The organism is Streptomyces sp. NPDC096012 (assembly GCF_040426375.1).
Taxonomy (GTDB): Bacteria; Actinomycetota; Actinomycetes; order Streptomycetales; family Streptomycetaceae; genus Streptomyces.
This window is the reverse complement of record NZ_JBEOTD010000007.1, coordinates 61,756-75,618: the sequence shown is the minus strand read 5'-3', so window position 1 is coordinate 75,618 and position 13,863 is coordinate 61,756. Positions and strand designations below refer to the sequence as shown.

The following is a 13,863-nucleotide window of genomic DNA, read 5'->3' as shown; positions in this document are numbered from 1 at the left end:
ACGATCCGCAACCATTCACGATACGTGCCGGAGGCAACCCGCATTGAGTGGATGACGGATTCTCACGCGGCGAACCGGTGCCGTCCGCCTATGCCTTGGGCTTGAAGGACGACGTCAGCGTCTTCCAGGTGTCCTCGCGCAGCCCGCTGTCCCACTTCGCGGCCTTCGCGGTGTACATCAGCCCGTAACCTTGATGGCTGTTCACCACGAACCCCCGGTCGATGCTGCGGTACTGGGTGCCGCCGTCGACGTAGGTGAACTCCCAGTCGGCCGTGTTCCAGCCGCGGTAGTCCACCTTCTCTATACGGATCTTCCGGTACTGGGGGCGGACCATGGCGTGTTCCTGGTTCTTCCAGTCCGCCACCGGGTCGTCCTTGGGCGACCCGGTCCACCCGACGAGCAGCCGCTGCCCGTCGGGCCCCGTGTAGCGGTCACCGGCGCGACCGGAGGACGTGTACGACCATCCGGCGGGCAGCCCGATGGAGTAGCCCTGGCCGCTCCTGTGGGTCGAGGAGACCGGCGCGCTGCCGCCCTTCCCGGACGCGTCCGACGATCCGGATGCGCCGGCGGACGCGCTCGTGCTCGCACCGCTCGACTTGTCCGACCCCGAACCGCTGCTCGCGGTGGCCGAGCCGGGCCCGTCCGTCCGCGCGCCGCCGTCCTTGCCGCCCGTCCCGCCGGTGCCCTTGTCCTCCTTGGTGGACGCGTGGGCACTGGCCGCGGGGCCGGCCCCGTCGCCCTTGCCGGCCGTGCCGTCGTCGCCGCCGAGCGTGAGGGCCAGCACCGTGCCGACGATCGCGAGCGCGGCCGCCACGGCGATGATCACCAGTGTCCGCTTGGGCACCACGTCGGTCAGCGGCGCTCTCGGCGCCGGCCGCGGGCGCAGGTCGAGATCCGGCGGCGGCACCACGGGCCAGCCCGAATTCGAGGTGCCCGCACCGGCGTTGGGGCCGGCGTTCGGGCCGCTGTCCGAACCGGCTGCGGCGCCCGCGGCCGGACCCGCCGGTATTCCGGCGGATCCCGTCCCCGGCGTGCCGGAGGAGGTCGACCGCGTGCCGGAGGAGGTCGACCGCGTTCCGGAGGCGGCCGTGCCGCCCGTGGCCGCCGCGCCACCGGTGCCCGGCGCGGCCGTGTCGCTTCCGCTCTTCGCCCGTGCCGCGGCCGCGGCGCCGGCCACGCCCGCCGCCTTGCGCACCGAACGCAGCGCGCCGCGCAGCTTCTCCGCGGCCTCCTCGCCTCGCCTGCCCTCGGCCGGACCGGGCTGGGCCGGCAGCGGGACCACGCGCGTGGCGTCCATCGGCTCCGGATCCGGGGCGTGCAGCACCGCGTTGAGCATGGTGCGGGCCCCGGCGTCGTCGAGCCGCTTCGCCGCGTCCTTGGTGAGCAGCCCGTGGATGACGTCCCGCAGCGGGCCCGCGTTCTTGGGCTCCTCCAGGGGTTCGGTCATCACCGCGGTGAGCGTGGCGATCGCCGAGCCCTTGTCGTAGGGGGGCGCACCCTCGACCGCCGCGTACAGCAGGCCGCCGAGCGACCACAGGTCGGCCGCCGGACCCGGCTTGTGGCCGCGGGCGCGCTCGGGCGAGATGTAGGAAGGGGCGCCGACGAGCATGCCGGTGGAGGTGATGGACGGGTCGCCCTCGACCTGGGCGATGCCGAAGTCGGTGAGCACGACCCGGCCGTCCTCGGCGATGAGCACGTTGGACGGCTTGACGTCCCGGTGCAGGATGCCCTCACGGTGCGCCGAGCGCAGCACGTCGAGGACGGCGAGCCCGACCTCGGCGGCGCGCCTGGGCGTCAGCACCCCGTCCTCGCGGATGACCTCGGCGAGGGACTTGCCCTCCACCAACTCCATGACGATCCACGGCCGGTCGTCCTCGTCGACCACGTCGAAGACCGTCACCGCGCTGTTGTTGCGGATCCGGGCGATCGCCTTGGCCTCGCGCAGGGTGCGCGTGATCAGGCGCCGCTTCTCCTCCTCGTCGATGTTCGACGGGAACCGCAGCTCCTTGACGGCCACCGTCCGGCCCAGGGTCTCGTCCTCGGCCCGCCAGACCGTGCCCATGCCTCCGCGGCCCAGCACGTCCCCCAGCCGGTACCGCCCGGCGAGGAGGCGCCGCTCGTTCGTGCCCTGACGAGTCTCCTGACGGGATGTTCCCGCCCGCTCCGCCTCCGACATGCGTCCCCTCATACAACCCGCCCTGACAGAGCCTCCATTGTCTCTCACCCGACAAGTGCCCGACGCCCAGGGTGCCCGAGGCCGCAGCCCGGCCTCCGGGCACCGCGAGCCCCCCTCGAAACAGGCGTTCCACTCACCGGGATGACGGTCCGTGAGCCCCCTAACCCCGCGCTTCACCCGACCCGGGACGGGTACCCCCGCGACCGGATCCCAGTCGGTCAGGTGAGCGGCACGATGTCCGGCGCCCCCAGCCGTGCCGCGTCGGCCGTCTGGTCGTCCGGCTGGCGCTGGGACTCCCGCTCGGCCTCCACCCGCTTGTCGTAGTGCTCGATCTCGCGCTCTATCTGGTCCTTGTCCCAGCCGAGGACCGGCGCCATCAGCTCGGCCGCCTCGCGGGCGCTGCGCGTGCCCCGGTCGAAGGTCTCGATGGAGATGCGGGTACGGCGGGTGAGGACGTCGTCCAGATGCCGGGCACCCTCGTGGGAGGCGGCGTAGACCACCTCCGCCCGCAGGTAGTCGTCGGCGGCGTGCAGCGGCTCGCCCAGGGACGGGTCGGCGGCGATGAGGTCCAGGACCTCCTGGGCCATCGAGCCGTAGCGGTTCAGCAGGTGTTCCACGCGGACCACGTGCAGTCCGGTGTCGGCGGCGATCCGCGCTCGCGCGTTCCACAGCGCCAGGTAGCCCTCGGCGCCCAGCAGCGGGGTCTCCTCCGTCACGCAGTCGGCGACGCGCCGGTCGAGGCCGTGCACCGCCTCGTCGACGGCGTCCTTCGCCATCACCCGGTAGGTCGTGTACTTGCCGCCCGCCACTACCACCAGTCCCGGCGCGGGATGGGCGACCGTGTGCTCGCGCGACAGCTTGCTGGTGGCGTCGGACTCGCCGGCCAGCAGCGGCCGAAGGCCCGCGTAGACCCCCTGGACGTCGTCCCGGCCGAGCGGCACGGTGAGCACCGAGTTGACGTGCTCCAGCAGGTAGTCGATGTCGGCGCTGGAGGCGGCCGGGTGGGCCTTGTCCAGGTCCCACTCGGTGTCGGTGGTGCCCACGATCCAGTGCCGGCCCCAGGGGATGACGAAGAGGACGGACTTCTCGGTGCGCAGGATCAGGCCGGTGGCGGAGTGGATGCGGTCCTTGGGCACGACCAGGTGGACGCCCTTGGAGGCGCGGACGTGGAACTGGCCGCGCTCGCCCACCATGGCCTGCGTGTCGTCGGTCCACACACCGGTGGCGTTGACTATCTGCTGGGCCCGGATCTCGTACTCCCCGCCGCCCTCCACGTCCGCCACCCGGGCGCCGACGACCCGCTCGCCCTCGCGCAGGAACCCGGTCACGCGGGCGCGGTTGGCCACCTGCGCGCCGTAGGACGCGGCCGTGCGCACCAGGTTGGCGACGAAGCGGGCGTCGTCCACCTCGGCGTCGTAGTACTGCAGGGCGCCGACGAGGGCGTCCTTCTTCAGGCAGGGTGCCACGCGCAGGGCCTGACGGCGGGTCAGGTGCCGGTGCATGGGCAGGCCCCGGCCGTGGCCGGGGGCCATGGACATCGCGTCGTACAGCGCGACGCCCGCGCCGGCGTACAGCCGCTCCCAGCCCTTGTGCTGCAGCGGGTACAGGAACGGCACCGGCTTGACCAGGTGCGGGGCGAGCCGCTCCAGGAGCAGGCCGCGCTCCTTGAGGGCCTCGCGGACCAGCGCGAAGTCGAGCATCTCCAGATAGCGCAGGCCACCGTGGATCAGTTTGCTGGACCGGCTCGAGGTGCCGGACGCCCAGTCGCGGGCCTCGACCAGACCGGTGGACAGGCCGCGGGTGACCGCGTCCAGCGCGGTGCCGGCGCCGACCACTCCTCCGCCGACCACCAGCACGTCCAGCTCGTGCTCCGCCATCGCCGCCAGTGCCTCGGCGCGCTGCGCCGGGCCCAGAGTCGCTGTCCTCACCGCTGCCTCCCGCTGTCGCAGAACCCGCTCGCGTCGGCCGCACCCGGTGGGCGAAGCCCGGTTCATCTCCTCCTCATGCCCAAATTCTGACGGCGTTGCCCGGCTTCAGCCACCACGGCCCTCCCAGCCTGTGGACAACTTGCGCACAACCCTCGGAAGACACACGAACACAATCACACGTAACGGTCATATTTGTACCTAGTCTGACATCGCACTCGCTCGTCCTGTGCACAGCGGTTGCGCACCTGTCCCGCTTCGGCTATTGGGAAGGACGGCCCACGCATGCCCTCAGACCTCGCCGTCATCGGACTCGGCCCCTACGGCCTGCCGCTGGCCCAGGCCGCCGTCGCGGCAGGCATCCACACCGTCGGCTACGCCACCGGCCCGGAGGCGGGCTCGCTCAGCCCGGCCGAGTTGCGCCGGATGCACTCCGCGGGCTTCCGTCCCGCCACCGACCCGGCCCAGCTCGGCCGGGTGCGCACCGCCGTGATCTGCGCGCCGACCCCGCGCGGTGCCGACGGCGGCCTCGACCTGAGCCAGGTGGAGGCGGCCGCACGCACCCTGGCCGAGCGGCTCCGCCCGCACACCACGGTGATCCTGGAGTCCCCCGTGCTGCCCGGGACCACGGAGGACTTCCTGCGCCCCCTGCTGGAGAAGGGCTCGGGGCTGCGCGCCGGCCGCGACTTCCACCTCGCCTACTCCCCCAGCCGCGTCGACCCCGGCAACCGCGACCACACCCCGGCCAGCACGCCCAAGGTCATCGGCGGACTGACGCCCGCGTGCACCGAGTCGGCGGCCGCCTTCTACGGCCGGCTCACCGACAAGGTGGTACGCGCGCGCGGGCTGCGCGAGGCGGAGACCGTGCGGCTGCTGGAGACCAACTTCCGGCACGTGAACATCGCGCTCGTCAACGAGATGGCCGTGCTCTGCCACGAGCTGGGCGTCGACCTGTGGGACGTCATCCGCTGCGCGGAGACCAAGCCGTTCGGCTTCCAGGCGTTCCGGCCGGGCCCGGGCGTCGGCGGCCACGCCGTCCCGCAGGACCTGACCGGGCACGCCACCCGCACGCTGCGCATGGTGGAGCTGGCCCAGCAGGTCAACACCCGCATGCCCCGCTACGTCGTCCAGCGCGCCGCCACGCTCCTGAACGAGCACGGCAAGTCCGCCCGCGGCGCCCGCATCCTGCTGCTCGGCGTCACGTACAAGGCCGACCTCGCCGACCAGCAGGGCACGCCCGCGCAGGAGATCGCGGTCCGGCTGATGGAACTGGGCGCGTCCGTGAGCTACCACGACCCGTATGTGCCGGCCTGGAACGTCCTGGACCGCCCGGTCCCGCGCGCCGACTCCTTCTACGAGGCGGCGGCCGACGCCGACCTGACGATCCTGCTCCAGCAGCACCGCACCTACGACCTGCAGGGCCTGTCGGTGAAGGCCCAGCTGCTGCTGGACACCCGCGGCGCCACCCCGTCGGGGGCGGCGCACCGGCTCTGATCCGGCCAGGGGCGGGAATCGGTCACGAACAGGGAACGGTCGCATACGGAAAGCGCTCACGGGCGGAAAACAGCCGGAGCGCTGTCGTTCCCGGCTGTTAGTCTCCCCCGGACTTGCCGCACACGTGTGCGTGCCGGTCTTCCGTTCCCATCAGCCATGCTCCATCTCGGGGGGATTTCTGTCATGAGCCAGTCAGCTCCGCCACCGCAGCCGCAGTCCGGTCCGGTCGACGGCAACCCGTACGCCCAGCAGGCGCCGGCCGGGGTGCCGGACGCCCCGGCCGGCGCGTACCCGCCCCAGCCGGGCACCGCGTACCCGCCGCAGCCGGGCGCGTTCGCGCCGTCGGGGCCGCCGGCTCCGAGCCGTGACAACGTCGTCCTGGGTCTGGTCGCCGCCCTCGCCGCGGCCGTGGTCGTCGGCGGCCTGTACGGCCTCGTCATCGGCGCGACGAAGCACGAGATCGGCTGGGCGGCGGTCGGCGTCGGCTTCGTCATCGGTCTCGCCGCGGGCAAGGCGGGCGGCCGCAACCCGGTCCTGCCGGTCGTCGGCGCCATCCTCGCGCTCGGCTCGGTCTACCTCGGTCAGCTGATCGGCACGGCCATGATCGGCGCGGACCAGCTGCACATCGGCTTCGGGGAGCTGTTCTTCCAGCACTTCGACGTGGTCCAGAAGGTCTGGAAGGAAGACGCCGACCCGCTCACCTTCCTCTTCTTCGCCATCGCCGCCTTCGCCGCGTTCTCCGGCGCCAAGAAGGCCGCCCGGTAGCGACGGCCCGGCGCCGGCGACGGCGCCCGCGCACGGGAAAGGGCCCGGCCACCGCATCGGTGGCCGGGCCCTTCGCGTGCGTGCGGGTCAGCGCCGGTGCTGGCTGTCCGCGACCGTCACCTCGACCCGCTGGAACTCCTTCAGCTCGCTGTAGCCGGTCGTGGCCATGGCGCGGCGCAGGGCACCGAAGAAGTTCATGGAGCCGTCGGGGGTGTGGGAGGGGCCGGCGAGGACCTCCTCGATGGTGCCGACCGTGCCGAGGTCGACCTTCTTGCCGCGGGGCAGCTCCTCGTTGACCGCCTCCATGCCCCAGTGGTGGCCCTTGCCGGGCACGTCCGTGGCACGGGCCAGCGGGGAGCCGATCATCACCGCGTCGGCGCCGCAGGCGATCGCCTTCGGCAGGTCGCCGGACCAGCCGACACCGCCGTCGGCGATCACGTGCACGTACCGGCCGCCGGACTCGTCCATGTAGTCACGGCGGGCCGCGGCCACGTCGGCGACGGCCGTGGCCATCGGGACCTGGATGCCGAGCACGTTGCGCGTGGTGTGCGCGGCGCCACCGCCGAAGCCGACCAGGACGCCGGCCGCGCCGGTGCGCATCAGGTGCAGGGCCGCGGTGTAGGTGGCGCAGCCGCCGACGATCACCGGGACGTCCAGCTCGTAGATGAACTGCTTGAGGTTCAGCGGCTCGTGAGAGGAGGACACGTGCTCCGCCGAGACCGTCGTACCGCGGATGACGAAGATGTCCACGCCCGCGTCCACGACCGCCTTGGAGAACTGGGCGGTGCGCTGCGGGGAGAGCGCGGCCGCCGTGACCACACCGGAGTCGCGCACCTCCTTGATGCGGGCCCCGATCAGCTCTTCCTTGATGGGCGCCGCGTAGATCTCCTGCAGGCGGCGGGTGGCCCGCTCGGCGGGCAGTTCGGCGATCTCGTCCAGCAGCGGCTGCGGGTCCTCGTAGCGCGTCCACAGGCCCTCGAGGTTGAGCACCCCGAGACCGCCCAGTTCACCGATGCGGATGGCGGTGGCCGGGGAGACCACCGAGTCCATGGGAGCGGCCAGGAACGGCAGCTCGAAGCGGTAGGCGTCGATCTGCCAGGCGATCGAGACCTCCTTCGGGTCCCGCGTACGGCGGCTGGGGACGACGGCGATGTCGTCGAAGGCGTACGCCCGGCGGCCGCGCTTGCCGCGCCCGATCTCGATCTCAGTCACGTCTTGGCCTTTCCCTGATGCGTTTCAGCACCTTCCAGTATCCCCGACCCGCACGGCGACGGCGGCCCCGGAGGTCCGGAGCCGCCGTACGGGGCCGTCACGCGTGCGCGTGCGTCACTTCTTGCTGCTGTAGTTCGGCGCCTCGACCGTCATCTGGATGTCGTGCGGGTGGCTCTCCTTCAGGCCCGCCGAGGTGATCCGCACGAAGCGGCCGCCGGCCTGCAGGTCGGGCACCGTCCGGCCGCCGACGTAGAACATCGACTGACGCAGACCGCCGACCAGCTGGTGGACCACGGAGGACAGCGGGCCGCGGTAGGGCACCTGGCCCTCGATGCCCTCGGGGATCAGCTGCTCGTCGGAGGCGACGCCCTCCTGGAAGTAGCGGTCCTTGGAGAACGACCTGCGCTCGCCGCGGGTCTGCATGGCACCGAGGGAGCCCATGCCGCGGTACGACTTGAACTGCTTGCCGTTGATGAACAGCAGCTCGCCCGGGGACTCCTCGCAACCCGCGAGCAGCGAGCCGAGCATCACCGTGTCGGCGCCGGCGACCAGGGCCTTGGCGATGTCGCCGGAGTACTGCAGACCGCCGTCGCCGATCACCGGGACACCGGCTTCCTTGGCGGCCAGCGCGGCCTCGTAGATGGCGGTGACCTGCGGGACGCCGACGCCGGCGACCACGCGGGTGGTGCAGATGGAGCCGGGTCCGACGCCCACCTTGATGCCGTCCGCGCCCGCGTCGACCAGGGCCTGGGCGCCGTCGCGGGTGGCGATGTTGCCGCCGATGACGTCGGCGCCGGAGGAGTTCGACTTGATCTTGGCGATCATGTCGCCGACCAGGCGGGAGTGGCCGTGGGCGGTGTCCACGACGATGAAGTCGGCACCGGCCTCGATCAGGGCCTGGGCGCGCTCGAAGGCGTCACCGGCCACACCGACCGCCGCGCCGACCAGCAGACGGCCCTCGGCGTCCTTGGCCGCGTTCGGGTACTTCTCCGCCTTGACGAAGTCCTTGACGGTGATCAGGCCCTTGAGGGTGCCCTCGTCGTCGACCAGCGGAAGCTTCTCGATCTTGTGCTTGCGCAGCAGCTCCATGGCCTCCGGGCCGGAGATGCCGACCTTGCCGGTGACCAGCGGCATCGGGGTCATGACCTCGTGCACGCGGCGGCTGCGGTCGCTCTCGAACGCCATGTCGCGGTTGGTGACGATGCCCAGGAGCCGCTTGTCGCCGTCGGTCACCGGGACACCGCTGATGCGGAACTTCGCGCACAGCGCGTCCGCCTCGGCGAGCGTGGCCTCCGGGTGGATGGTGATCGGGTCGGCGACCATGCCGGACTCGGAGCGCTTCACCAGGTCGACCTGGTTGGCCTGGTCCTCGATGGAGAGGTTGCGGTGCAGGACGCCGACGCCGCCCTGGCGGGCCATCGCGATCGCCATGCGGGACTCGGTCACCTTGTCCATGGCGGCGGACAGCAGCGGGATGTTGACCCGCACGTTCTTGGAGACGTACGAGGCGGTGTCGATCTCGTCGGGAGCCATGTCCGACGGGCCCGGCAGCAGCAGCACGTCGTCGTAGGTCAGCCCGAGTGTCGCGAATTTTCCGGGCACTCCGTCGACGTTGGCAGTCATGACACCTTCCCCAAATGGCCTTGATCGGTGCGGATGTCCATGCTAACGGGAAGCGTCGTCAGCAAATTCCACGGTGGCGGTCGACTTCAGGCTTCGTACGTTCGTACGGAACCGGGGGCGCCCCCGTTCATCCGGGAGCGGCGCCGCGGGCGCCGGGGCGAGTCGGGACGGGTGTGCCGCCGCCGGTCTGCGCCGTCGCGGCCGAGCGCCGCCACGGCGGGACGCGGCTCGGCTACTGCTCGGCGAGGGCGCGCAGGCGGCTGAGCGCCCGATGCTGGGCGACCCGGACCGCCCCGGGTGACATTCCCAACATCTGCCCCGTCTCCTCCGCCGTCAAGCCCACGGCGATGCGCAGCAGGAGCAGCTCGCGCTGGTTCTCGGGAAGGTTGGCCAGCAGCTTCTTGGCCCACTCGGCGTCACTGCTGAGCAGGGCGCGTTCCTCGGGTCCGAGGGAGTCGTCCGGGCGCTCCGGCATCTCGTCCGAGGGGACGGCCGTGGAGCCCGGGTGGCGCATCGCCGCACGCTGCAGGTCGGCGACCTTGTGGGAGGCGATGGCGAAGACGAACGCCTCGAAGGGGCGGCCGGTGTCGCGATAGCGGGGCAGGGCGAGCAGGACCGCCACACAGACCTCCTGGGCGAGGTCCTCGACGAAGTGGCGCGCGTCGCCCGGGAGCCGGGACAGCCGGGTGCGGCAGTAGCGCAGCGCCAGCGGATGGACGCGGGCGAGCAGATCGTGCGTCGCCTGCTCGTCCCCGTCGACGGCGCGGTGCACGAGGGAACCGATCACCCCATGGGCCGTGCCCGCCTCGTCGTCGCGCATCGGTCCATGGTGCCTTGCGGCCGTCCGGTCCGTCGCATCGTGTTCGTGGTTGTGCACCGAAGCGTTATGAGCAGGTGCGCCGGCACTCATCCCCTGCGCCCTCCCCTTCCGCTCGACCGACTCGTCCCCGAGAGACTCCACACCTCCAAGGATGCGGCATCCGCGCCGAAACGAGCAGCGCGCGTCCGGCGGGTCGCCTTGCGTACCGCCCGCCGACGCCTCCGGCCAGGTCGTACGCCAGGCTCGCGAGCGGCCGGAGCGGACACGCCCCGGCCCCGCCGGGCGGCCCCGCCACCGGTGCTTCCACCGGTACCCCGTACGGAACTTGGCCGACGCGGTGACCGCGGCGGTGTCCGGGCGGACGGGGGCGCGCGCCGGGCCCGGGCGCCTGAGGCACCCGTCGCCCGAGTGACTCATGCCTCGCCGGGAGCCGGGCCGGACCCGGCCCGGTGGTGCGGGCGTACGCCGCGGTCCCACACACCGCGGCGCCCGTCCCGCACGGGTCCGGAAGACCTGCCGACCGCCCGCCCTTCACGTCCCCTTGGGCAGGCCGGGCGCACCACCGAAGGGCCACCGACACCGGGCGGCCCCGCGTCCGCGGGGCACGCGCCGCGAGCCGTCCGGGCCCTGGCGCGCCGCCCGGTCTTCGCCGAGGGGGGCGGGGCCGTCGCCGCTCACGGGGACGGGGCCCCGTGCGGTCCGGCCGCGCCTGCCCCGCAGGGCCGCACACGAGCTACCGGACCAGTCCCCAGCGGAAGCCGAGCGCCACCGCGTGGGCCCGGTCCGAGGCGCCGAGCTTCTTGAACAGGCGCCGGGCGTGGGTCTTCACGGTGTCCTCGGAGAGGAACAGCTCGCGGCCGATCTCGGCGTTGGAGCGGCCGTGACTCATGCCCTCCAGGACCTGGATCTCGCGCGCGGTGAGCGTGGGCGCGGCGCCCATCTCGGCCGAACGCAGCCGGCGCGGGGCCAGCCGCCACGTCGGGTCGGCGAGCGCCTGCGTCACCGTGGCGCGCAGCTCCGCGCGCGAGGCGTCCTTGTGCAGATAGCCACGGGCGCCGGCGGCGACCGCGAGTGCCACACCGTCGAGGTCCTCGGCGACGGTGAGCATGATGATGCGGGCGCCCGGATCCGCGGACAGCAGCCGGCGCACGGTCTCGACGCCGCCCAGGCCGGGCATGCGTACGTCCATCAGGATCAGGTCGGAGCGGTCGGCGCCCCAGCGGCGGAGGACTTCCTCGCCGTTGGCCGCCGTCGTCACGCGCTCGACGCCGGGCACGGTCGCGACCGCGCGGCGGAGCGCCTCTCGGGCAAGCGGGGAGTCGTCGCAGACGAGGACGGATGTCATGACCGCCCTCCGCAGCTGATGCGCGTCACCTTGAGCCTCCAGGCTGGTACGGAATCGTCACCTGTGCGGTCGACCGTCTCGGACGCCTGCCCGAGCCCTTGTGTTTTCAACCGCCTCCGCACTCTCAACGACGGTCACCCGAAAGAGTTACGGGCCTGCGTACCGTCTTCGGCACTCTACGTGAGGGCTTCGACACGGTGCAGACATGCCCGCCGGACTTTCAACTTTTCATCACAACCAATGCCCCATTTAGCCCTTTTTCTTCCCGTTTCGCGGTGTCCGGGGCTAGATTCGCAATGAGTCATATTTTCATCTCCTTAGACCGGAGATGTACGGTCGATGGCACCGTATCCGCCCAGAACGGCTACAAGGGGTCACGTAATGGCAGATTTCTCCCGCCTTCCCGGACCGAACGCGGACCTATGGGACTGGCAGCTGCTGGCTGCCTGCCGCGGTGTGGACAGCTCGCTCTTCTTCCACCCTGAGGGCGAGCGCGGGGCGGCTCGGAGCGCTCGCGAGAACTCGGCCAAGGAGGTCTGCATGAGGTGCCCGGTCCGTGCGGAGTGCGCGGCACACGCCCTGGCGGTGCGCGAACCCTACGGAGTATGGGGCGGCTTGACCGAGGATGAGCGTGAGGAGTTGATGGGACGGGCCCGCAACCGCCTGGTGTCGGCGTCGACCACCAGCGGCGGTACCTCCCCGGACCACTGAAGGAACGTTTTTGCACCCACAGCCCCCCGGGTGCACCCCGTCACCCACCCATGGGCACGCCCGCGCGTGCCCATGACTGTGCCGTTCCCCTACGAACGCCCGGCGGCCCGAGCCGCCCTGGCGAGGTGTTCCAGCGTCGCGCCCACGGTCGGCACCTGCGCCAGGTCGGGCAGGGTGAGGGCGACGATCTCCCGCCGTACCGCCGGTTCCAGCCGTACCGCCCGCACACCCCTCGGCCGTACCGACTCCACCGCGAGCTGCGGCAGTACGGCCACGCCGAGACCCGCGCCGACCAGGCCGACCACCGCGGGGTAGTCGTCGGTCGCGAAGTCGATGCGCGGGGCGAACCCGGCGCCCTCGCACACCTGCACGAGCTGGCCGCGGCAGCGCGGGCAGCCCGCGATCCAGGGCTCCTGGGCCAGCTCGCCGATGGCGACGCTCTCCGCGCGCGCGAGCCGGTGCCGCTCGGGCACGAGGGCGACGAGCCGGTCCGTCAGCAGCGGCCGCACCACCAGGTCGTCCCAGTCCTCGGCGACCGCCGCGCCCTCGTAGCGGAAGGCCAGAGCCAGGTCGCAGTCGCCCTCGCGCAACAGTTCCACGGACTTCGGGGGCTCGGCCTCCTCCAGGGAGACGCGGGTGCCCGGATGGGCGGCGCGCAGGGCGGCCAGGGCGGTGGGAACCAGGGCGGAACTGCCGCTGGGGAAGGAGACCAGCCGGACCCGGCCGGCCCTGAGGCCCGCGATGGCCGCGACCTCCTCCTCGGCGGCGGTGAGCCCGGCGAGGATGCCGGAGGCATGCCGGACCAGGGCCTCACCGGCCTGGGTGAGGCGCATCTCGCGACCCGTGCGGACCAGCAGCGGGGTGCCGACGGAGGCCTCCAGCGCCTTCATCTGCTGGCTGACGGCGGGCTGGGTGCAGCCCAGCTCGCGCCCCGCCGCCGAGAAGGAGCCGGTGGTGGCGACGGCGCGCAGGACGCGGAGATGACGGGCCTCGATCACCCTTCGAGCATAAGGCCCGCTTGGGGACGGCGTCGCATATGCGCTCGACGCTTTGAGGCGGCTCCCGTACGGTTCGGGCATGCAGCTTCTCTCCGTCAACCTGGGACGCCCGCGGGCGGTGCCGTACACGGACCAGCCGGACGGACTGACCGGCATCGACAAGCGGCCGGCCGGCGGACCGGTCCGGGTGGCGGCACCGGGGCCCAAGGGCCGCGCCGGCAGCGGGCTCGCCGGGGACACGGTCTGCGACCTGCGGCACCACGGCGGCGACGACCAGGCGGTGTACGCCTTCGCGCGCGAGGACCTCGACCAGTGGGAGCGCGAACTGGGCCGGTCGCTGGCCGACGGCTGCTTCGGGGAGAACCTGACGACGGGCGGCCTGGACGTCTCCGGCGCGCTGGTCGGCGAGCGCTGGCGGATCGGTCCCGAGGTGGTGCTGGAGGTGACCTCGGGGCGGATTCCGTGCCGCACGTTCCAGGGCCATCTGGGCGAGCGGGGATGGGTGAAGAGGTTCACCCGGACGGGCGCGACCGGTGCCTACCTGCGGGTGCTCGCACCGGGCGAGATCCGCGCGGGCGACGCGATCGAGATCGTGCACCGGCCGGCGCACGGGGTGACGGCGGCGCTGCAGTTCCGTGCCGTCACCACCGAGCGGGAGCTGCTGCCGCGACTGCTCGCCGCGGGCGAGGCGCTGCACCCGGAGACGCTCGCGGCGGCCCGCGAGTACGCGGCGCGGTACGGCGGCTGAGGGACGGCGGAAAAGCCGTGCCGGAGGCCGCCATGGCCGACGGGCG

General features: G+C 72.5%; 11 protein-coding genes. 4 read left to right on the top strand and 7 right to left on the bottom strand.

Annotation, left to right across the window (positions count from 1 at the left end):
- Positions 1 to 88: 88 nt before the first annotated feature.
- On the bottom strand, positions 89 to 2,176 hold the full coding sequence (locus tag ABVB68_RS10080; RefSeq protein WP_353600550.1) for a serine/threonine-protein kinase: 2,088 nt from the start codon (positions 2,174 to 2,176) through the stop codon (positions 89 to 91).
- A 218-nt stretch (positions 2,177 to 2,394) separates the two neighbouring features.
- Entirely contained in the window at positions 2,395 to 4,104 is a 1,710-nt protein-coding gene (locus ABVB68_RS10075; protein ID WP_353600549.1) for a glycerol-3-phosphate dehydrogenase/oxidase, read from the bottom strand.
- 282 nt (positions 4,105 to 4,386) lie between these two features.
- On the opposite strand from ABVB68_RS10075, the gene ABVB68_RS10070 reads away from it, so the two are divergent.
- Both ABVB68_RS10070 and ABVB68_RS10065 read left to right on the top strand, forming a co-directional pair.
- Entirely contained in the window at positions 4,387 to 5,595 is a 1,209-nt protein-coding gene (locus tag ABVB68_RS10070) for a nucleotide sugar dehydrogenase (protein ID WP_353600548.1), read from the top strand.
- Between the two features lie 183 nt (positions 5,596 to 5,778).
- Complete coding sequence (locus tag ABVB68_RS10065; protein ID WP_353600547.1) at positions 5,779 to 6,360, top strand: hypothetical protein; 582 nt, start codon at positions 5,779 to 5,781, stop codon at positions 6,358 to 6,360.
- An 87-nt stretch (positions 6,361 to 6,447) separates the two neighbouring features.
- Here the strand turns inward: ABVB68_RS10065 and ABVB68_RS10060 are convergent, their stop codons facing one another.
- The 4 genes from ABVB68_RS10060 to ABVB68_RS10045 all read right to left on the bottom strand — a co-directional run bounded on the left by ABVB68_RS10060 (position 6,448) and on the right by ABVB68_RS10045 (position 11,360).
- Entirely contained in the window at positions 6,448 to 7,572 is a 1,125-nt protein-coding gene (locus ABVB68_RS10060; RefSeq protein WP_353600546.1) for a GuaB3 family IMP dehydrogenase-related protein, read from the bottom strand.
- Between the two features lie 114 nt (positions 7,573 to 7,686).
- Positions 7,687 to 9,195: an IMP dehydrogenase gene (gene guaB / locus ABVB68_RS10055; protein WP_353600545.1), complete on the bottom strand. Its 1,509-nt coding sequence runs from the start codon at positions 9,193 to 9,195 to the stop codon at positions 7,687 to 7,689.
- A gap of 232 nt (positions 9,196 to 9,427) precedes the next feature.
- Entirely contained in the window at positions 9,428 to 10,015 is a 588-nt protein-coding gene (locus ABVB68_RS10050; RefSeq protein WP_353600544.1) for a sigma-70 family RNA polymerase sigma factor, read from the bottom strand.
- Between the two features lie 733 nt (positions 10,016 to 10,748).
- The gene (locus ABVB68_RS10045; protein WP_003948568.1) at positions 10,749 to 11,360 is read right to left on the bottom strand and encodes a response regulator transcription factor; all 612 of its coding nucleotides are present in this window, start codon (positions 11,358 to 11,360) and stop codon (positions 10,749 to 10,751) included.
- A 381-nt stretch (positions 11,361 to 11,741) separates the two neighbouring features.
- On the opposite strand from ABVB68_RS10045, the gene ABVB68_RS10040 reads away from it, so the two are divergent.
- Positions 11,742 to 12,071, top strand: a complete 330-nt coding sequence (locus ABVB68_RS10040; RefSeq protein ID WP_353600543.1) for a WhiB family transcriptional regulator — start codon at positions 11,742 to 11,744, stop codon at positions 12,069 to 12,071.
- A gap of 89 nt (positions 12,072 to 12,160) precedes the next feature.
- On the opposite strand, the gene ABVB68_RS10035 is transcribed toward ABVB68_RS10040, so the two are convergent.
- Complete coding sequence (locus ABVB68_RS10035) at positions 12,161 to 13,069, bottom strand: LysR family transcriptional regulator (protein WP_353600542.1); 909 nt, start codon at positions 13,067 to 13,069, stop codon at positions 12,161 to 12,163.
- A gap of 79 nt (positions 13,070 to 13,148) precedes the next feature.
- Here ABVB68_RS10035 and ABVB68_RS10030 point away from each other — a divergent pair, with 79 nt between their 5' ends.
- Positions 13,149 to 13,817, top strand: coding sequence for an MOSC domain-containing protein (locus tag ABVB68_RS10030; protein WP_353600541.1), 669 nt, complete (start codon positions 13,149 to 13,151; stop codon positions 13,815 to 13,817).
- Positions 13,818 to 13,863: the final 46 nt, after the last annotated feature.

Excerpts from the sequence above, each read along its gene's own strand:
- ABVB68_RS10065 (WP_353600547.1), top strand. The coding sequence starts at position 5,779 with ATGAGCCAGTCAGCTCCGCCACCGCAGCCGCAGTCCGGTCCGGTCGAC.
- ABVB68_RS10030 (WP_353600541.1), top strand. The coding sequence starts at position 13,149 with ATGCAGCTTCTCTCCGTCAACCTGGGACGCCCGCGGGCGGTGCCGTAC.
- ABVB68_RS10050 (WP_353600544.1), bottom strand. The coding sequence starts at position 10,015 with ATGCGCGACGACGAGGCGGGCACGGCCCATGGGGTGATCGGTTCCCTC.
- ABVB68_RS10070 (WP_353600548.1), top strand. The coding sequence starts at position 4,387 with ATGCCCTCAGACCTCGCCGTCATCGGACTCGGCCCCTACGGCCTGCCG.
- ABVB68_RS10040 (WP_353600543.1), top strand. The coding sequence starts at position 11,742 with ATGGCAGATTTCTCCCGCCTTCCCGGACCGAACGCGGACCTATGGGAC.
- guaB (WP_353600545.1), bottom strand. The coding sequence starts at position 9,195 with ATGACTGCCAACGTCGACGGAGTGCCCGGAAAATTCGCGACACTCGGG.
- ABVB68_RS10045 (WP_003948568.1), bottom strand. The coding sequence starts at position 11,360 with ATGACATCCGTCCTCGTCTGCGACGACTCCCCGCTTGCCCGAGAGGCG.
- ABVB68_RS10080 (WP_353600550.1), bottom strand. The coding sequence starts at position 2,176 with ATGTCGGAGGCGGAGCGGGCGGGAACATCCCGTCAGGAGACTCGTCAG.